We start from the raw sequence: 19,858 nt of genomic DNA on the forward strand, positions 1-19,858 counted from the left end.
ATTCAAGAATAGAATTTATGCAAAAAGCCAAACACACTTTTTTTTGTGGCGACATTGAAAAGGGGTCTTTAAATGAAGATGAATCTTTCCATGCTTCAAAGGTTATGCGCTTAATGAGTGGAGACCTTATTAATATTATTGATGGTAAGGGAAATAGCTACATAGCTAAAATTTCTACTGCAGTAAAGAAAGAAGTACAGTTTGAAATAGTTAGAAAGCTAGAAAAAACTGCTTCACCTTTAAACGTGCATCTTGTTATTGCTCCTACAAAGAACATGGATCGTTTTTCTTTTGTTGTTGAAAAAGCAACTGAAATGGGGATCAAAAAAATCACACCGATTTATTCTCAAAATTCAGAGCGAAAAATTTTAAAAACAGAGAAAATCAAGAAAAGTATGATTGCTGCTATCAAGCAATCGGGGAACCTTTATCTACCTGAATTGTATGAGATAAAATCATTTAATGAGTTTATTAAAAGTGATTTGGGTGAATCAGTAAAGTTAATTGCGCACTGCAATGATGATGCAGACAAATCAGCATTGAAAGATTTAGTGAAAAGTGGAAAAGAATTCGTTATTTTAATTGGACCTGAAGGTGATTTTACACCTGAAGAAGTTATATTAGCTAAAGAAAAAGGATTTCAGGCAATTAGCCTAGGAGATTCGCGTTTTAGAACTGAAACAGCAGCAATATTAGCATGTCATACCGTTTATTTATTGTCATAGCGTTAATAATAAACCTTTCGGTTTTTGGACAGTCATCTTATCAGGTAGCTGTTTTAAAATATTCAGGAGGAGGAGATTGGTATGCCAACCCAACATCTTTACCTAATCTCGTGAAATTTTGCAATAAAAATTTGGGCACTAATATTTCTGAAAAAGTAGAAACTGTTGGAGCGGGAGATCCTAATATTTTTAATTATCCTTTTGTACATATGACGGGTCATGGAAATGTTGTATTCTCTTCAGAAGACGCTGAAAACCTAAGGAATTATTTGCTTGGTGGAGGATTCCTTCACATTGATGACAATTATGGGATGGATAAGTTTATTAGAACAGAAATTCAAAAAGTGTTTCCAAATAATGAATTTGTGGAATTGCCTTTTACACATCCAATCTTTCATCAAAAATACGAATTCAAAAAAGGGCTTCCCAAAATTCATGAGCATGAAGACAAACGTCCACAGGCATTTGGTATTATGCATGAAGGAAGACTAATATGCTTATATACATATGAGTGTGATTTGGGAGATGGTTGGGAAGATGAAGAAGTTCATGGTGACAGTGAATCTAAACGAACCGAAGCCTTAAAAATGGGAGCAAACATTATTCAGTATGCATTTACAGCAGCCCATTAAATTTATTGCAGTCATACTATTCCTATTATGGAGTCATTTATCTTTTTCTCAAAGTGATTCGGTTGAGTACGTTTATTATAAGTACCGAACAGAGCCAACGCCTTATTTTACATTAGGAGAATTTAAAAGAGGTGTTTCTGATGAGAAACTTAAGTATTCTCTTGATAGCCTTGAACTAAAACCAAGGACACAGTGGACTAGACAAGATAGTCTTGAGTTTGCAAGAATTTCATTGGAAACAGGAAATATGTCATTGTCTGAATATTATTTTGAAAATCTTCATGTCGATATTAGAAAGGAAGAAAATTTTTGGTTTGATCATTTAATGATTCATTATTTAAATGAAGATTATGAAGGAGGGTTGGAAGAAATAAAGCATGAAAGCCCAATGATTATCCAATATTCGAAAATCTATTTCTTTAGAAAAATATTCAATGCAAAAATTGGGCAAAGGGACAATAGTAAATGGTATAAAGAAAATAGTGTTCTTGGATGGGAATTAGACTCTACAATTAAGGAACTACCAAAAGATAGTGAGGAGTTCAATAGTGAAATTATTACACCTCTTAGAAATTTAGAGTATGTGCTTAAGAGATTGATAGTATTTGTGCATGAAGATGACCCAATAATTGCTGCAACATGCAGGGAAATGGGAGTTATCATTGAATATTATTTAAATTACTCTCATGCCTATATTGCGTACAGTTTAGGACGTCATTACAATATCTGGGATAAGCAAATTTTAGAAAATCTAAATGAGGTAAAATCTAAATTAAGTGAGAACAACTATAAGATTCCCAATTTTAGAAAGTATTTTCCGAGAATTGAAGAGTGGAAGTTTGACTATAATGTACTAAAAGAAAAGGTGATGTCGGCCGCCAATGATACAAATGTTTATGTTAAACCTGAAACAATGGCTCCAGAAGAAGATCCTATCATAAACTTTCCTCATCAATATGTTGTTTTAGGAGGGATATTGCTTCTAATAATCTTACTGGCAATAATATTAAAACCGGTAAAAAAATAACATTTGGAACGTTAATTGAATAGAGTTAAATATGAAAACTTATCACTTAATATTTGGATTAGCATTGTTGATGATTTCTGCATGCGGAAACAGTAAAGAAACTGCTACTTCTGACAAGGTCACTAAAACAGCTGTATTGGCTGATAATCTTGATGAGTATAGATCTGCATCTACGAATATTGAAAAAGTATCCATTGATGAAAATGTGATGACATTGATCGTTTCTTATAGTGGTGGTTGTGAAAAACATGAATTCAGTTTAGTAGGTTCAACAGCCTTGATGAAATCTTTACCTCCAAAAAGAAATATCTTACTTCAACATAAAAATAATGATGATAATTGCCGCGAGTATATAACCGACACTTTGCAGTTTGACATCACACCATTAGGTTATAAAAAAGGTGAAGAAGTTCACTTGATTTTAGATGGATACAAAGATCCAATTCACTACACTTTAAAGTAGTTTTTTATACAGTTGGGCATAATCTTTAGCGAAGTAAGTAAGGATACTATCCGCACCTGCTCTTTTCATGCTCAACAACATTTCAGGCATTGCTTTTTCGTATTCTAACCATCCGTTGGCACAAGCAGCTTTAAGCATAGCATACTCACCACTTACATTATAGGCAGCAATTGGCAAATAGCTGTTTTCTTTTAAAAGATGAATTACATCCAGATAAGCTAATGCTGGTTTAACCATTAAAAAATCTGCTCCTTCTGCTTCATCCAATTCCGCTTCTCTCAAAGCTTCATTTTTATTTGCCGGATTCATTTGATAAGTCTTCTTATCCCCTGCTTTTGGAGCTGAATCCAAAGCATCCCTGAATGGTCCGTAAAATGCACTGGCATACTTGGCAGTGTAAGACATTATTGAAACATGCTCATATTGATGAACATCCAAAGCCTCTCTAATTGTTCTAACCCTCCCATCCATCATGTCAGATGGGCCAATAATATCAATACCGGCTTGAGCCTGAGCAACAGCCATTTTTGACAATATTGGTAATGTTTCATCATTCAAAATCTCCCCATTTCTAACTATTCCATCATGACCATCAGTACTATAGGGATCTAAAGCTACATCACTCATCAAAACTACTCCGGGGAAGTGTTCCTTAATTTTTCTAATTCCTTGTAAGTAAAAATTATCATCTTGGTATGAATAAGAACCCGTCTTATCTTTAAATGACTCAGGTATTACAGGAAAAAGTATAAATGTCTTTATGCCCGCCTCAATCGATTCCTCAATTTCTTTTAAAATACCATCCATATTTAACCTGTAAACATCCGGTAAGGATGAAATAGGTTCTTTTTCAATATTGGTGTTACTTAAAAATAAAGGATAAATCAAGTTAGAAGGACGCAGAACAGTCTCTTCAATCATAGATCTGATTGCGTCATTTTTTCTATTTCTTCTGGGTCTGTTTAACATCTGTTATTATGCATCAAAATTAATGAATATTACTGATTCAAAGAGATAAAGTTTCAACCAAATTTGAATAATAATCAACCAACTAAAGAAATAATCATTAATAGATACTTTTTGGACTTGAAAATTCAATTATTTTTATAGCTTTGACTTCAAAACTCAAGAGATATGAAATTAGCACTTAGGTCTATATACATTTTCACCTTAGGCATTTTTCTTTTAGGATGTGGCGGTGGAGACGACATTGAAGTTGATGACACAACTCAAGATGACAATGATGTCAACAACGTTGATGTGGATATAGAACAGTCCATGAATACTGCTATTGGTGGAAAGATGTTTAGTATTCCTTCCCCTATTCAAATGGTGAACATGATCAAAGACAATGTGGAAACATTTAATGAAGAAATGTTGACTGATCCTGAAGGTGTTGCCAATTTTACCACTGAATATAAGCGCGCTATTAATATGGGTGTTTATGGAGCAGATTTGGGATATGCTACAATTTATGAGAACAATACTAAAGCTGTTTCATATTTATCTTCAATTGAGAAATTATCAGATGAGTTAGGGATTGCAGGTGCTTTTGACAACGAATTATTGGAGCGTTTTATTGATAATGGTAACAACCAGGATTCAATGTTAGTGATTATGTCTGAAGGTTATCGTGAAGGAGACAAATTCTTAAAAGATAACGAAGAGCATGATGTAGCTACATTGATTTTAACCGGTGGATGGATTGAAGCAATGTATTTTGCATCTGTTAGTTATGAAAACACAAAAAGTCAAGACATTGCCAACAGAATTGGTGAGCAAAAAACTGCTTTGGGTACAATTGTAGATCTTCTTGAAGAATACAACACAGAAGAGATGTACACCGACCTAATCAATGATCTTAAGAGTTTAGAAGAAGACTTTGAAAAAATTGAATTCAACTACACTTATGTTGAACCAATTACTGACGCTAAAAACAATCAAACAACAATAAAAAGTAAATCTTCTGTAAAGATAGAAGGTGATGTATTGAGCGGAATTATAGAAAAAGTAAAAAACATTAGAAACGGATTAATCGGATAAGTAGATATGAAAAAGTTATTATTATTCTTTGCAGTTGCATTAATCACGTTTGGAGCTAAAAGTCAGGAATGTGACTCTCTAGTTAATGTTTGCTATACTTACCTTGCTAAAGACAGTAAAAAAGGTAAAGTATTTATATCTGATGGTCAGGTTTATCAAGCATTTGTTGATGCTGAACAATCTGCTGAATTTAAAGTAACCCTCTACGGAGGTTCCCTATATAGAATTGCTACTACGGCCGGAACTAAAGACAACTATGTGATCTTTAACGTTTACGACCAGGATAGAAACCTTTTGTTCTCAAACGCTGATCACGACAATGCCCCTTATTGGGATTTTAAAGTTGACAACACCTTAGATTGCTACGTTGAGGCTTATTTGGATATTGATAAAAAAGTGTCTGGATGCCTTGTGTTGTTGATTGGATTTAATAAATAAACTACTTCAGCTTCTCTTAAATGAGTGAACGAATATTAAAAGCCCTCATGCAGCTCTTTGCAATTATTGCAAGAGTTGATGAAAACATTGAAAGTCAAGAACCTGTCACTTCCGGTGAAGGTAGAAAAATCGTGGAATCATTCCTTTCACAGGAATTGAGCCATGCTGCCGTGGAAGAATACCTAAAGATTTTTGACGAATTCCTAATTTCTTTCCAAGGTGGATCTAAAAAGAAAGACGGTAAAAGAAAAAAGACTTCTGTTCACTCAGTAAAAGTTCTAAGAATTTGTACTCAAATTAATGAGGAACTTGCTCAGAGACAAAAAATAATTGTACTTGTTCGTATTCTTGAATTTATTAATGCAAATGAAGTAGTTGATGCTCAAGAATTAGAATTTGCTCAAACCGTTGCCGATACATTTAATGTGTCAATGGAAGAATACAACATTATCAAAGATTTTGTTGAAGCTCCTATTGATAGAATTATTGACAACGAGGATATGTTGTACGTTACTGCTAATCCAAAAGAAGATTTTAAGCAGGCAAAACATATCTATTCTGAAGGAATTGAAGGTCAAATTAGGGTACTAAAGATTACAAGTGTAAACTTTCACTTCTTTAAATATCTTGGAACCTCTGAACTGAACTTAAATGGTCAGCCGCTTTTAGAAGGAAGACACGTAATCTTAAACCAGGGATCTTCTATCAGATCTAGTAAGGTTCAACCTATTTACTACTCTGATATTATTGGTGCATTCCTTTCTGACACTTCAGCTGCTAAAATTGTTTTTAAAGCAGAGAATGTAGTCTATAAATTTAAGAGCGGTAAAATTGGTCTTCAGACATTTAATTTTGCTGAAGAGTCTGGTTCTTTATTAGGAATCATGGGTGGATCCGGAGCTGGAAAATCTACCTTATTGAATGTATTAAATGGTAACTACACTCCTGCTGAAGGACAAGTTACTATCAATGGTGTAGATATTCACCGTGAAAAAAATAAAATTGAAGGTGTAATTGGGTATGTATCTCAAGATGACCTTTTAATTGAGGAATTAACAGTTTTCCAAAACCTATTTTATAACGCAAAGTTGTGTTTCGGAGGAATGGATGACAAGTTAATTGCCAAGAGAGTATTAAAAACCCTTTCTTCATTAGGACTTTATGAAACAAAAGACCTAAAAGTTGGATCTCCATTGGAAAAAACAATTTCAGGAGGTCAAAGAAAGCGTTTAAATATTGCCTTAGAGTTAATCCGTGAGCCTTCTGTTTTATTCGTTGATGAGCCAACATCTGGTTTGTCTTCAAGAGACTCAGAAAACATCATGGACCTTTTAAAAGAGTTAGCTCTTAAAGGTAAATTGATATTTGTTGTAATTCACCAGCCATCTTCAGACATCTTTAAGATGTTTGATAAATTATTGATTTTAGACGTTGGTGGATTCCCTATTTACAATGGAAACCCTGTTGATGGGGTGATGTACTTTAAAAAGTGTATTAACCACGTAAAAAGTGATGAAAGTGAATGTCCGGTCTGTGGTAACGTAAACCCTGAACAGATTTTCAACATCATTGAATCAAAGGTTGTTGATGAATACGGTAATCAAACACAGCATAGAAAAATCAGTCCTAAGGAATGGAACAAGTCTTATTTAGAGGAGCTTGAACCAGAACCGGACAAGACTGAAAATGTGCTTGAAATTCCAGAAAGTACATTTAAAAAACCAGGATTTTTAAAACAGCTACGTGTATTCTTCATAAGAGATGTATTGTCTAAATTAACGAACAGACAATACATGTTAATCAACCTATTAGAAGCACCATTATTAGCGTTTGTCTTAGCGTTCTTTGTAAGATTTTACAACATCCAAGACGGAGTAGAATACACTTTTAGAGATAACCAAAATATTCCACAATTTATCTTCATTTCAGTTATTGTTGCTTTATTCATTGGTTTAACAGTAGCAGCAGAAGAGATAATCAAGGATCAAAAAATATTAAAAAGAGAATCATTTTTGAATTTGAGTAAAGGATCTTATCTAACAGCTAAGATTTCAATCATGTTCATTATTTCAGCTATTCAAATGGCGTTCTTTGTTTTAATAGGCAATTTGGTACTTGAAATCTACGGAATGTGGTGGCAATATTGGTTAATACTATTCTCCTTATCCTGCTTTGCCAACTTACTTGGCTTAAATATTTCTGCTAGTTTCAATAGTGTTAAAGTAATCTACATATTGATTCCTATTTTGATTATTCCACAATTACTTTTCAGTGGTGTAATTGTAAAGTTTGATAAGCTTAATCCAATGTTTGGAAATGAGAGTTCCGTACCGTTAATTGGTAACGTAATGGCTTCTCGTTGGGCTTATGAAGCTATGGCAGTGTCTCAATTCAAGGATAACAAGTACGGCGAAATCTTCTTTGATGTTGAAAAGAAAGAGAGCTTTGCTTCTTGGAAAAAAGTTACCTGGTTAGCTGAGATGAAAAACCAAGAAGGATTCATGAAAATGAACCTTGGAGATTTTTCTAAAGTGGCCAAAACTGTTGAAGCACATACAATCCTTAAAAATGAGATTGAAAGAGAAGAAAATTTCATCAAGAACTTAACATGCAACGAATGTGTTGATGATATTAAACTTGAAGAATTGTTCCCAGAATTGTACGGTGAAAACAGCCAGGTTAAGACTTATACATTCCCTAAATACTATACAAAGTATGAGCTGGAAAATGGATACATAACCGGTATTAAAAAACCAGATCAAGAAGGATTTAGTTCAGATGCTTTAAATGGTCAAAAATGGGGACCTGGAGAAAATGATCAAAACTTATTTGACGTACAAACAAAAAGCAATGTGTTGTACATATCTCAAATGAATTTTGATAGCAAAGAAAAGAAAGATGAATTCTTAGAAAGAGTGAGTGACACTAAAGATGGATTATCTTCTTTCTATACTGCCACGGACAAATATTTTGATATTTTGAGTCAGCATTATGAGAATGTTAGAAAGAAAAACAAGGATCTTAAAAATGCTAAGACTAAGCAAATTGTAGATAATTACGGAATTGAACGCTATCAGTCATTGGTAAATGATTATACAAACGACGCTCTTGAGCAGTTTGTAAGAAACAAAGCTGAATTGTCTTCAGTTGTTGTTTCAAATGGATATTTGGTTCAAAAATCAGATCCAATTTATCTGGATCCATATGATCAACATTTTTGGAATGCTCATTTTTACGCGCCTAGAAAGCGAATAGCCATGCTAAACACCTATGTCCCTACTTATTGGGCCAATATTGGTGTGATGTGGTTGATGACAATCATGTTAATTATTACTTTAAGAATAGATTTCTTTAAAAAGCTAATGGATTGGTTCCCTAAGTTCGGAGCTTGGTTAAAAGAGAAATTTAAAAAGTCTGAAGAGTAATTACTTTGGTTGGTATACCAAGGCTTTTAGTGGGTAGCCCAAATAATCTAAATGATGGGTAATTTTAAATCCAAGCCTTTCATAGAACGGAAGGTTTTTAGGATTAGCCGTTTCTAAAACTACTTGCATATTATTGATATCAGCTTGTTGTAACAGTTCTTTCATAAAGGAAGACCCAGTCCCCTTTCCTTGTATAGAAGGGTCTACACCTAAATACCATAAGTAATAATGAGCAGATGTAGGTTGTGTTTTTTTAATTGCCTTTTGACGTTTCAAAATTTTTGGAATTCTCCTGAATCCAACAGATTTGAAAACAAGATTTAAATCCAACCATAAAGCTTTCATTGAAAAAGCAGATTTTGATGAATTAAGCCAAATGGCACAAGCAGATTTGTCATCATTTAACCATACCTCACCTCTCATTAAGGCTTTTTGCCATGAGTACTCTAACAGATATTGAAATCTCTGATCTTTCTTTTGATCTTGCTTAATTACATATCTAGCTGAATAGCTATTATGAAATGTATCTTTCAGAATTTTTAAACACAATTCTTTATCTGCAGGTGTAGCCTTTATCATACTTGAACTGCGAAAATAAGATTAAGGATTGAATTACAGCAATCATACCGGTATAGCTTCGCTGGACCTTATATCTTCTGTTGGGCCTTCAAAGTAAAACCTTTTGGCAAAGGTTCTTTTTTTATTTCCCCCTCACTTTTGAGAACAATCATATCGGTATAGCTTCGCTGGACCTTACATCTTCTGTTGGGCCTTCAAAGTAAAACCTTTTGGCAAAGGTTCTTTTTTTATTTCCCCCTCACTTTTGAGAACAAGTTCTCTACGTTCGTTGGAAATAAAAAAACCTCTCACTACGTGAGAGGTTTTACTTTGGGTGGAAGATCGGTCTCGAACCGACGACCTCCTGAACCACAATCAGGCGCTCTAACCAACTGAGCTACAACCACCATTTTTCAAATTGCACCTTTGTGCTTTTGATCACAATTGAAATTCATCTATTGCGGCGGCAAATATAATGCATTTTTTTATCAGAAAAAAACATTTAATAAGAATCAATTCTTTCTACGTTATCATGACCCAAAGCATGATACACAACACTCACTAAATGAAGGGTTTGATCACGACCTTTTTTTTGTCCACTTTTGGCAATTAAATAAACTCCAAATATTAATAATAAAGTAAAAGGCAAGCACCAAACCCAAGGTGTTTTATTGCCCATGTTTAACTGAACCAAGCCATAAATCCCTCCAAATAAAGATACAATCCCTAAAAAGGAATAAACAAAAACAAAAAATGCCCATACAACATATTGGGGACCAACATTTACCCTGATAATTGTGTCATCATGATCTGCATACTCATCCTTTTCTGCTGACACCCTTAATTCAGGAGACCAAAAATGCCTGTCCCGCATAGGAATATCTAAATAATATAAATTGTGAACCTGCTTACCTACTACGGTATCATCTTCTTTAACAAACTCAACCAATCGAGTAAAAATTTCTTCTTCTGACAATTGGGATTTTAATTTAAACCGTGGACGTATCTCTCCAGGGTTCAAGTGGTCTTTTCTATTGAACGGCATTATAGTTTTTTTGAGCAATCAAAAATTACCACATTCAGCCAAAACAAAAAATGATAAAAATCAATTACTTACAATCTTTGGCAATTTTTAAGGCTTCAACTATGCCAATCTTTTTATAATCTTCAAATTTTGGATACTTTTCTGCCACTTTATCAACTGCACAATTACAATATTTTTCAGCCTTCTCCTCACCTATCAGTTTTGAAGATCTTTCCTCACAATTTTCTACAAACTCTTTAATCTGCTTTTTTGTCCAATACTTAGCCGCAGTTCTAGCTATTGCTTTACATCCATAAAGACCTGCAGATAAGGATATTAAAGCAATGAAAAGAAATTTTTTGTGTTTCATGAGAAAATAATTAGTTCTCCTAATATATAAAATGTTGACTTCTGTCAGGTGTATTAATTCTAAGAGTCGTTAAATTTGTAATATGAAGTTGTTCGGTCAAATATCTTCAGTTCTCTTTATAGCACTCATCATGTCTGCTATGTTATGGAGAACTGTTACGATTTTGCACTTCTATGCCAATCAAGATTCTATTGAGCAAAACCACTGTGAAAACATTGACAAACCTGAACTAAATTGTCATGGTCATTGTTATCTTGAAAAAAAATTGACCAATAAAGTTCAATCTGACTCCCCTATTACTCAAGGAAAGCAATTGAGAAATTTTTTACTTGTATTTAGAGCTTTTGAAAATGTGAATGAAATTGATTTCCCTTCTTTTACTAGTTCAAATACTACAAGAAATACCTATTTCTATTCTATTCAGGAACACTTTTTAGTTCCAGCCAAATCACCTCCTGAATTAAGTTAGTTGACGATCAAATTATTTTGAATCTATCAATTAACTTATGAAATCAATAACATTAACCTTGATGTTACTGTATTTCTCAGTAGGATTCGCATGTGATGGCTGCAGTGTTTACTTGGGTTTAACTCCGAATGATGAGAAACACAATATTGGATTGTATTATAGATACAGATCTATGCATGGGCAATATAGTTTATCTGGAACGCAGACCTTAACAAAACACGCTTCACATGGCAATAATCCTAATTTTTGGGGAAATACAATAACTGAAAATTACAATACATTTGAATTAAGGGCTAATTTGATATTTAACTACAGATTAAAAACATATATCATTTTACCTTTTACGCTCAATAACCAACTAATAAACAATATAAGTCAGTATCCAATATATGGCTTTGGTGATCCGGTAATCATTCAGTCTTATCAACTTATTGACCCGTTGAAGACATACAAGAATGAAAACTTCACACAAAGACTTGAATTGGGAATGGGAATCAAAGCTCCCCTCGGCAAAATTGACAAATTGGTTAACAATGAGCGACCTAATTTAGATTTACAACCTGGAAGTGGAAGTTGGGATATTATTTGGATGATGAAATACAATATGAAAATTAAAAATACAGGCTTTATGAGTATGGCAAACTATAAGTGGAATACCATGAATAGTGAGTTATATAAATATGGTAATACATTTAATTTCAACTTAATGATGTTTTATCAAACCAAAATTAAATCCTTAACGTTCTTACCAATGGCTGGTACATATTTTGAAAATGCCACAATGGATGAATCAACAATCATTCATGAAGATACAGGAGGTTCGATTTATTACCTTTCAGGAGGTTTTCAACTTTATTGGGGAAAATTTAAACTTTTTACTGAGTATCAAAGAGCAGTTAAAAATAAGCTAAATGGATACTCGCAATTAATAACAAGACAAAGAATCAACCTAGGGTTGATCTATAATATCTAAAATATGAAAACAACATTTAAAACAATCTTATTCGCATCAACAATTGGTTTGATGGCATTGTCAACTTCTTGTAAAAAGAAAGGATGTACGGATGAAACAGCTGAAAACTACTCATCAGAAGCAGAAAAAGATGATGGATCTTGTACTTATCCAACAGAAGGTACAGTTACATTAACATTCTCGCATAATGTAGATGGTTCAGTGTTAACTGCAGATGTTTTTGATCAGTTAAATTATACAACTCCTGAAGGAAACACTTACAGTGTTACTAAGCTTCAGTATTTAATTACTGATGTTAGATTATACAAAGCAAGTGGAGACAGTATAATGATTGAAGGATATCACCTGGTTGATTTAACAGACACTTCAACTTTAACTTATGTTTTACCTGAAGTTGTTGGATTGAATCCTTACACAGGAATTGGTTTTAACTATGGATTTATCGATTCTAAAAATATCTCAGGGGAATATGCTGATTTGAACAGTGCTAGTTGGTCTTCACCTGAAATGCTTGGAGGTGGTTACCACCAATTGAAGTTTGAAGGAAGATATATCAATGACGCTACTGACACCATAAATTTCCAGTATCACAATATCACTAGAACCGAAAATCCGGATAATTCAACATTTGTTGCTAATGATGCAAACATTCACTTAAACAAATCAATGGATTTGACAGGAAATGCCAATATTGAAATTAAAATGAACATGCAAGAATGGTTCAGAAATCCTAATACATGGGATTTAGATAGTTTATATACTATGCTGATGCCAAACTATGCTGCTCAAATTATGATGACAGAGAACTCTTACAGTGTATTTAGTGTAGGAGCCGTAACAGTTGAATAATTGTAACAAGGACAATAAAAAAAAGCCCCTGAATTATCAGGGGCTTTTTTATTTATATCAGGTTGTAGGATTTAAAATGTATATCTGACAGAGAATCCTCCTTCATATCCAAATGGATCATAATCGCTATATGTGTAGAATCCCCACATTGGTCTCCAATCTAAACTGATTAATATTGGAGCATTGTGTTGATTGAAATCATACTCTAAACCAATCTGTCCTCCAATTGCAAGTGTCAATCCATAAGAATCATAAAACTTTGATCTGTACTGTCCAATTCTTGCTCCTGGTCCAACATACCAGTTTAAACCTTCTGTGATATTCCAATCCCAGTGAAAAACAGCCGCTAAGCCAATATGAGCCCAGTTTTTGTGTCTTCTACCTCCAAGATCTAACTCTAAACGGTTTTTGTCACCAAAACCATGCTGATATGAAATCTCTGCTCCATTTGAGTAATAAGCTGAAGCAAATCTAATACCGATTGCGTGTGGATTTACTTGTCCAAATGATTGAAATGATAATAATCCTAAAAATAATACTAGTGTTTTTGTGAAATTCATAAGGTAACTTTTGATTTAATTCTAAGATAACTTTTCAGATTAATTATACCAAATGAATTTGCTTAACCCCTATATTTTTTCGACGAAGTTTTCTGACAAAAGTCTTATTTAAAAATGATAAATGTTGTAACATGTATTTTTCAATCTCCCTAATTTTGGTCCTAAATAAACACTTTGAACTATGAAAAAAAATATGGGAAATGCAGATAGAATTATAAGAGTAATTCTAGCGGGCGTATTAGCAGGATTGTACTTTGGAAATGTAGTTACCGGAACTTTAGGAATTGTTTTAGTTGCACTTGGCGGAGTCTTTTTATTGACGAGTCTAATTGGATTTTGTCCGTTGTATGCCCCTTTCGGAATTAAAACTTGTAAAACAAAATAATAGATGAAAGGATGTCCTTACTGGGCATCCTTTTTTTCTTTGATTTTGTCAATACATTTCATTCCGTCTATCGCCGCGGAAATTATTCCACCCGCATAGCCAGCACCTTCACCGCAGGGATATAATCCTTTGACATTAGTAGATTCTAATGATTCATCATCTCTATCTATTTGAACAGGAGATGAAGTTCTTGATTCTGGAGCATGCAAAACTGCACTATTGGTTAGATAACCTTTCATCTTATTACCAAAATCCTTAAATGCTCTTTTTAATTTCTCTGCAATCAATTTTGGTAAAACCTCATTTAAATCAACTGAAACTAAACCGGGCTGATAAGATGTTTGCGGTAATGATTGTGACACTTTTCCTTCAATAAAATCTATCATTCTTTGTGCAGGAACTTTTTGCGACTTACCTGCCGATTCCCAACACTTACGCTCTACCATTTTTTGATAATTCAAACAAACAAATGGATCGTTTGAGCCAGGGGCAATATCATCAGGACTCACCTGCACTACTATACCTGAATTTGAATAAGGATTATTTCTCTTAGATGGAGACCATCCGTTAGTAACAACTTCTTCAGTATCCGTAGCACACGGAGCTACTATCCCTCCAGGACACATACAAAAACTGTACACACCCATTCCGTCCACTTGAGTAACTAAAGAGTATGAAGCCGGAGGTAAATTATCACCACTCAACTCTCCGTGATATTGAATTTGGTCAATTAAATTTTGATCGTGCTCTATCCTAACACCTAATGCAAAAGGTTTTGCTTTAATTGCAACTCCTTTAGTCTTCATTAAGTCAAAAATATCTCTTGCTGAATGGCCGGTAGCTAGAATAAGGTTATCAAATTGGTATTTCTTGTCATTGTTGATTGTAATTCCTTTCAGCTTTCCATTTTCAATCTCTAAATCAGTTAATTTAGCATCAAAATGTACTTCTCCTCCACGCGTTATTATTTCTTCCCTCATTTCCTGAATGATTTTAGGAAGTTTATTGGTACCGATATGAGGATGAGCATCCACTAAAATATCCTTATCAGCTCCAAAATGAACAAACCATTCCAATGCTCTTTTTACATTTCCTCTTTTCTTTGAACGAGTATATAACTTACCATCTGAAAAAGTTCCTGCTCCACCTTCTCCAAAGCAATAATTTGATTCAGGATTTACAGCATGATCTTGATGAATTGCTTTCAAATCTCTTCTTCTTGAACGAACATCCTTACCCCTTTCAAAAATGATGGGTTTAATACCAATTTCTAAAGCGCGTAATGCAGCAAACAAACCGGCAGGACCGGCTCCAATTATCGCTACCTCATCTCCATTACTTACATCAATCGGATGAAAGTAATCAGTTTCATCATTGAATTCTTCATTGATGTAAACTGCCACTTTAAGATTATACTTCACAGGTTTTTTACGCGCGTCAATAGATCTTTTTAGAATCTCAATGTGATTGACGTCATCTATGCGAACTCTTAGCTCTCGACAAATCTGCTCATTGATGTATTCTTCATTGTGAATATGATCTGCAGGTATGCGTAATTGTAATTCGTGTATCACAGAGATAAAATAAAATCTAACCTTCAAATGTAAGGGAGAACCACCACACCTTCGTTTTTAGTGATGATAAAGGATCCATAAAGAATGAATGATCCTGAATACTAACATTCTTTATTCCATTGGAGATTTTTAATTCTATTCCGAATTTGAAATAAGGTAACCAAAAATCAAATCCTCCTCCCGCTTGATAAGACCAATCATGTGCTTCAATCTTTACAATTGGATCTCCCAACTGCTGATCTACATCTTTTTGGCTGGCTAAATCATAGCTATATTGCATTCCACCAATGGCATATGCTGCAAAGTTGTTAATACGCTTGGTTCGCAGTTTAAGAAGTAAAGGGAAATCTAAATACGTTGATTCCAATCTATTCTCTCTTTGCTCCATTGAGCTGGTTTGCTTATTCCAATAAGTATAGGTGAACAATCTCTCTTGAAAAGATAAAGAGGGAATAAATCTTAAATGAACTGTTTCATGAATATCCCAAGAACTAATTATTCCCAAATTAAATCCGGGTTGTTTATCTATGCTGATGTTTGTAATTGAATCAATGTTAGATGAATCAGCATTAAGGGTATATCTAAAATTTGAAGTATTAAAACCAAGAGTAAATCCAAAATGGACTTTTTTATTATCAAAACGTGGATAATTCTTTCCAAATCTTTGTCCCCATCCTACTCCACAGAAGAACACACTCAACAATATGAACAAACTCAATTTTTTCAAGGCTATGCAAATCTAGTAAATCTGAATCAGACGTTCATACAGTTTAAATGTGATTAATTAAACCAATAACGTTGAAAAATAGCAGATGTTACTTTTCACCAACATAAATTGTGGCAATTCCTCCAGATACAAGTTTAGAACTGATGTTTTTGAAGCCGGTTTTTTTCATTATTTCAATGAAAGCCTGTCCTTCAGGGAATGCAGCAACTGACTCGGGCAAGTATGTATAAGCCGCTTCATCTTTTGAAATAGAACGACCGATTTTAGGTATGATGTATTTAGAATAAAATCCGAATGATTGCTTTACAGGAAATCTCTTTGGTTTAGAGAATTCAAGAATTATAGCAGGAGCACCAGGTTTTAAAACGCGTAACATTTCTCCTAATCCCTTCTCCAAATTTTCAAAGTTACGTACACCAAATCCTACTGTAATTCCGTCAAAATGATTTTCTTCAAATGGCAGATTTTCAGAATCTCCTTGAATCATTTCAATTTTATCAGACAAACCTTTCTTCTCCATCTTCTTTCTGCCTACTTCAAGCATCCCTTCTGACAAATCAAGACCCACAATTTTAATAGGATTCAATCGCATAGATGAAATAGCGAAATCACCCGTACCTGTTGCAATATCCAAAATAATTTTTGGCTCATACTGCTTAAGAATTCTAACTGCTTTCTTTCTCCAAATCTTATCAATCCCCATAGATAGAAAGTGATTTAAAAAATCATATCTATGCGAAATATTGTCAAACATTTCAGCTACTTCTTCTTTCTTAGAAGATTGCTGTTTGTTATATGGTTTTACTGATGTTCCCAACTTAAATTTTATCTTTTGCTTCTTTCAACAATTCGTCCTTATCTATGGACACTACTCCAACTTTTTCACAAACCAAACCACCGGCTAAATTTGCCAAAGTAGCAATGGTTTTAGGATCTAATCCGCTCGCCAAACACAAGGTTGCAACACTAATTACTGTATCTCCCGCTCCTGACACATCTGCAATAAGTCGTGGATATGCCGGGATAAAATGATTTTTTGAAGCTTCATTTATATACACTCCATGTTCGCTCATGGTAACAAAAGTGAACTTCGGGTTTAATTCTTTATTAATTACCTTAACTGCTTCCAGGAATGTATCTTTTTCATTCAAATCAATAGTTACTTGCGTCCCTTCTGACAATTCTTTCAGATTAGGCTTGAATAATGTAACATCTTTGTAAGAGAAAAAGTTTTCCTTTTTAGGATCAACTGTAGTAATTATTCCCTCTTCATTAGCATACTTTACTATTTCTTCAATTAAGCCCGGAGTTAAAACCCCTTTGTTATAATCTTGAAAAATGATAGCTGCAACATCTTCTTTACTGCAGTAATCTTTTATTTCATTGATCAAAGTAAATTCAGATGATGAAGAAATAGGATCTGTTTTTTCATGATCAACCCTTACCAATTGCTGATTGTTTCCAATGACTCTGGTTTTAACAGTTGTAATTCGCTCATCATTTTGAATAATTCCTCTTGCAGATAGTTGAGCTTCATTGATCAACTTTAAAAAATGTTCTGCTTCCTCATCTTTACCAATAATGGTATATATAATAGGTTCAGCACCTAACGATTTTAAATTCAAAGCAACATTGGCTGCACCTCCCAAACGGCTAGTTCTACTTTTAAAGTTTACTACCGGGACAGGAGCTTCAGGTGAAATTCTGGTCACTTTACCTTCGATATAGGTATCTACCATTACATCTCCTAAAACAATAATTTTTTTGCCTTGAAAATTTTTAAATATCGTGTTGATGCTTCCCATTAACTCAATTTATCTAATGCTAATTTAATTCTGTCAATCGCTGCAATTAAAGTTTCTTCTGCTGCAGCATAAGATAATCTGATGCAATTAGGATCTCCAAAAGCTTCACCAGTAACAACCGCAACTAATGCTTCATCTAATAAATACATTGATAAGTCTGTTGCAGATTGAATTGTATGATTGCCGTATGATTTTCCAAAAAAGTTAGTGATATCAGGGAAAACATAAAAAGCTCCCTCAGGAACATTCAATTTAACACCATCAATCTCTCCCATCTTTTGTAATACTAAATCTCTTCTTTTATGGAACGCATCCACCATAAATTTTATTTCAGATGGATCTGCTTCAACTGCTGCCTTAGTCGCTCTTTGAGCTATTGAACTTGCACCTGAAGTAAACTGTCCTTGCAATTTAGCACAAGCCTTTGCAATATCTTTTGGAGCACCAATGTATCCAATTCTATATCCTGTCATGGCAAATGCTTTTGACACTCCATTTACTGTAACAACTTGTTCGTAGATATCGTCAAACGCAGCTAAACTCACATTTTTTCCAACAAAATTAATGTGCTCATAAATCTCATCTGCAATTACTACTAGGTTTGGGTATTTCTTTATTACAGCTGCTAATGATGCCAATTCTTCTCTTGAATATGCAGATCCAGTAGGATTACATGGGTTAGAGAAAATCATCAATTTTGTTTTTGGCGTAATTGCCGCTTCTAGTTGATCTGCAGTTATTTTAAAATCACTTTCAATACCAGCTTTTACAAAAACCGGTTCCCCACCAAATAAGGCAACTTGCTCAGCATAAGTAACCCAATAAGGAACTGGTACAATTACCTCATCTCCTTCGTTTACCATTGCCATAACAACATTAACGATACTTTGCTTAGCACCTGTAGAAACCACTATTTGATCAGCATCATATTTTAAGCCGTTATCTCTTAAAAATTTACCGGCAATTGCTTCTTGTAAATCCTTGTAACCAGGAACCGGCATATACTTAGAAAAATTCTGATCAACAGCTTCTTTGGCTGCAACTTTCACAAAATCCGGAACGTTAAAATCCGGTTCTCCTAAACTTAATGAGATAATATCTTTACCTTGAGCAATAAGCTCTCTACTTTTAGCAGCCATAGCAATGGTTGCTGATTCGGCCAAATTGTTGACTCTTTCTGATAAACGGCTCATGAGATTTTTTTTAGCAAAACTAATTAATTTTGAATGTCGGCTTCTTAAATGAAATCAAAATCAAGTGAAGTCATTCCACTTTTTTGATGAGGGTAAGCATTAAATGTTCCTGTACCCATAGCTACTAACTCTCCACTTTCCTGATTAAAAATTTCACCTTGGGCAATAATGATTCTTTTTCCTTTAGAAATAATAGTTCCTTTTCCAATTAACACATCTCCTTTTCTAACTGGTAAAATATAGTTGATTTTAAATTCTACAGTTGAAACCAAATTACCATCTGCTGATGATCTGTGCAGAGCTGCAACTCCCATAATTCCATCCATATAAGCGGCAATAACACCACCATGCGCAGTTGTTGGTGTTGCGAGATGGTCTTTTGAAATCACAAGTTTATACTCTATTCCGTCTTCTTCAAATTTGGTTAACTCTGTTCCTAAAAGTCTTCCAAATTGATTTGTTTCTGAATATACTTTTATAAGTAGATCTCTGAAATCTTTCATACTTCTGTGAAAATTGAGGTACAAATCTACGATTTCTGGAGGGTATGAAAAAATTTATCCTGAATCAATTACTTTTTAATATCAACAAAATTTTACCATCCGATTTTATCATCTT

Annotated in this window: 22 protein-coding genes and 1 tRNA gene; 11 read left to right on the forward strand and 12 right to left on the reverse strand. The window is 33.9% G+C overall.

Going from position 1 to position 19,858, the window contains the following annotated elements; genetic code table 11:
• The first annotated feature begins 17 nt into the window (after positions 1-17).
• Genes K6119_RS04710 through K6119_RS04725 form a run of 4 tightly spaced genes read left to right on the forward strand, consistent with a single transcriptional unit; the run spans position 18 to position 2,847 of the window.
• Entirely contained in the window at positions 18-725 is a 708-nt protein-coding gene (locus tag K6119_RS04710; RefSeq protein WP_221835866.1) for an RsmE family RNA methyltransferase, read from the forward strand.
• The gene (locus K6119_RS04715; protein ID WP_221835867.1) at positions 698-1,357 is read left to right on the forward strand and encodes a DUF4159 domain-containing protein; all 660 of its coding nucleotides are present in this window, start codon (positions 698-700) and stop codon (positions 1,355-1,357) included. The genes K6119_RS04710 and K6119_RS04715 overlap by 28 nt, the downstream gene beginning before the upstream one ends.
• On the forward strand, positions 1,335-2,384 hold the full coding sequence (locus K6119_RS04720; protein ID WP_221835868.1) for a hypothetical protein: 1,050 nt from the start codon (positions 1,335-1,337) through the stop codon (positions 2,382-2,384). Before K6119_RS04715 ends, K6119_RS04720 begins: the two co-directional genes overlap by 23 nt.
• A gap of 31 nt (positions 2,385-2,415) precedes the next feature.
• Positions 2,416-2,847: a hypothetical protein gene (locus K6119_RS04725; RefSeq protein ID WP_221835869.1), complete on the forward strand. Its 432-nt coding sequence runs from the start codon at positions 2,416-2,418 to the stop codon at positions 2,845-2,847.
• Here the strand turns inward: K6119_RS04725 and hemB are convergent.
• Positions 2,839-3,816, reverse strand: a complete 978-nt coding sequence (gene hemB / locus K6119_RS04730) for a porphobilinogen synthase (RefSeq protein ID WP_221835872.1) — start codon at positions 3,814-3,816, stop codon at positions 2,839-2,841. The two genes, K6119_RS04725 and hemB, sit on opposite strands and share 9 nt — an antisense overlap.
• Positions 3,817-3,981: 165 nt before the next feature.
• Here hemB and K6119_RS04735 point away from each other — a divergent pair, with 165 nt between their 5' ends.
• Genes K6119_RS04735 through K6119_RS04745 form a run of 3 tightly spaced genes read left to right on the forward strand, consistent with a single transcriptional unit; the run spans position 3,982 to position 8,753 of the window.
• Positions 3,982-4,890 (forward strand): hypothetical protein, encoded by a 909-nt coding sequence (locus K6119_RS04735; protein ID WP_221835875.1) that lies wholly within the window; start codon positions 3,982-3,984, stop codon positions 4,888-4,890.
• Positions 4,891-4,896: 6 nt separating this feature from the next.
• The gene (locus tag K6119_RS04740; protein ID WP_221835877.1) at positions 4,897-5,328 is read left to right on the forward strand and encodes a hypothetical protein; all 432 of its coding nucleotides are present in this window, start codon (positions 4,897-4,899) and stop codon (positions 5,326-5,328) included.
• A gap of 20 nt (positions 5,329-5,348) precedes the next feature.
• Positions 5,349-8,753, forward strand: a complete 3,405-nt coding sequence (locus K6119_RS04745; protein WP_221835880.1) for an ATP-binding cassette domain-containing protein — start codon at positions 5,349-5,351, stop codon at positions 8,751-8,753.
• Here the strand turns inward: K6119_RS04745 and K6119_RS04750 are convergent, their stop codons facing one another.
• The 4 genes from K6119_RS04750 to K6119_RS04765 all read right to left on the reverse strand — a co-directional run bounded on the left by K6119_RS04750 (position 8,754) and on the right by K6119_RS04765 (position 10,705).
• Positions 8,754-9,332 (reverse strand): GNAT family N-acetyltransferase, encoded by a 579-nt coding sequence (locus K6119_RS04750; RefSeq protein WP_221835883.1) that lies wholly within the window; start codon positions 9,330-9,332, stop codon positions 8,754-8,756.
• A 311-nt stretch (positions 9,333-9,643) separates the two neighbouring features.
• Positions 9,644-9,719: transfer RNA gene (locus K6119_RS04755), tRNA-His, on the reverse strand.
• A 94-nt stretch (positions 9,720-9,813) separates the two neighbouring features.
• Entirely contained in the window at positions 9,814-10,287 is a 474-nt protein-coding gene (locus K6119_RS04760; protein ID WP_221835886.1) for a hypothetical protein, read from the reverse strand.
• A gap of 133 nt (positions 10,288-10,420) precedes the next feature.
• On the reverse strand, positions 10,421-10,705 hold the full coding sequence (locus K6119_RS04765; RefSeq protein WP_221835890.1) for a hypothetical protein: 285 nt from the start codon (positions 10,703-10,705) through the stop codon (positions 10,421-10,423).
• Positions 10,706-10,787: 82 nt separating this feature from the next.
• Here K6119_RS04765 and K6119_RS04770 point away from each other — a divergent pair, with 82 nt between their 5' ends.
• Genes K6119_RS04770 through K6119_RS04780 form a run of 3 tightly spaced genes read left to right on the forward strand, consistent with a single transcriptional unit; the run spans position 10,788 to position 12,996 of the window.
• Entirely contained in the window at positions 10,788-11,174 is a 387-nt protein-coding gene (locus tag K6119_RS04770; protein ID WP_221835894.1) for a hypothetical protein, read from the forward strand.
• Positions 11,175-11,211: 37 nt separating this feature from the next.
• Entirely contained in the window at positions 11,212-12,147 is a 936-nt protein-coding gene (locus K6119_RS04775; RefSeq protein ID WP_221835898.1) for a hypothetical protein, read from the forward strand.
• 3 nt (positions 12,148-12,150) lie between these two features.
• Complete coding sequence (locus tag K6119_RS04780; protein WP_221835900.1) at positions 12,151-12,996, forward strand: MbnP family protein; 846 nt, start codon at positions 12,151-12,153, stop codon at positions 12,994-12,996.
• A 71-nt stretch (positions 12,997-13,067) separates the two neighbouring features.
• On the opposite strand, the gene K6119_RS04785 is transcribed toward K6119_RS04780, so the two are convergent.
• A complete protein-coding gene (locus tag K6119_RS04785; protein WP_221835903.1) occupies positions 13,068-13,556 on the reverse strand; it encodes a hypothetical protein in 489 nt (162 codons plus the stop codon).
• 181 nt (positions 13,557-13,737) lie between these two features.
• Here K6119_RS04785 and K6119_RS04790 point away from each other — a divergent pair, with 181 nt between their 5' ends.
• Complete coding sequence (locus K6119_RS04790) at positions 13,738-13,941, forward strand: YgaP family membrane protein (protein WP_221835905.1); 204 nt, start codon at positions 13,738-13,740, stop codon at positions 13,939-13,941.
• Between the two features lie 17 nt (positions 13,942-13,958).
• On the opposite strand, the gene K6119_RS04795 is transcribed toward K6119_RS04790, so the two are convergent.
• The 6 genes from K6119_RS04795 to K6119_RS04820 form a co-directional block, all read right to left on the reverse strand.
• Positions 13,959-15,515, reverse strand: a complete 1,557-nt coding sequence (locus tag K6119_RS04795) for an NAD(P)/FAD-dependent oxidoreductase (protein ID WP_221835907.1) — start codon at positions 15,513-15,515, stop codon at positions 13,959-13,961.
• Between the two features lie 16 nt (positions 15,516-15,531).
• On the reverse strand, positions 15,532-16,242 hold the full coding sequence (porT, locus tag K6119_RS04800; protein WP_221835912.1) for a type IX secretion/gliding motility protein PorT/SprT: 711 nt from the start codon (positions 16,240-16,242) through the stop codon (positions 15,532-15,534).
• 88 nt (positions 16,243-16,330) lie between these two features.
• Positions 16,331-17,059 (reverse strand): bifunctional demethylmenaquinone methyltransferase/2-methoxy-6-polyprenyl-1,4-benzoquinol methylase UbiE, encoded by a 729-nt coding sequence (gene ubiE, locus K6119_RS04805; protein ID WP_221835914.1) that lies wholly within the window; start codon positions 17,057-17,059, stop codon positions 16,331-16,333.
• A 1-nt stretch (position 17,060) separates the two neighbouring features.
• Positions 17,061-18,047: a bifunctional heptose 7-phosphate kinase/heptose 1-phosphate adenyltransferase gene (locus K6119_RS04810; protein WP_221835915.1), complete on the reverse strand. Its 987-nt coding sequence runs from the start codon at positions 18,045-18,047 to the stop codon at positions 17,061-17,063.
• Positions 18,047-19,240 (reverse strand): pyridoxal phosphate-dependent aminotransferase, encoded by a 1,194-nt coding sequence (locus K6119_RS04815; RefSeq protein WP_221835917.1) that lies wholly within the window; start codon positions 19,238-19,240, stop codon positions 18,047-18,049. Before K6119_RS04815 ends, K6119_RS04810 begins: the two co-directional genes overlap by 1 nt.
• A 44-nt stretch (positions 19,241-19,284) precedes the next feature.
• Positions 19,285-19,743 carry a PaaI family thioesterase gene (locus K6119_RS04820; RefSeq protein WP_221835919.1) on the reverse strand — a complete coding sequence of 153 codons (459 nt, stop codon included), beginning with the start codon at positions 19,741-19,743 and terminating at the stop codon, positions 19,285-19,287.
• Positions 19,744-19,858: the final 115 nt, after the last annotated feature.

Source organism: Paracrocinitomix mangrovi, assembly GCF_019740355.2.
Taxonomy (GTDB): Bacteria; Bacteroidota; Bacteroidia; order Flavobacteriales_D; family Crocinitomicaceae; genus Paracrocinitomix; species Paracrocinitomix mangrovi.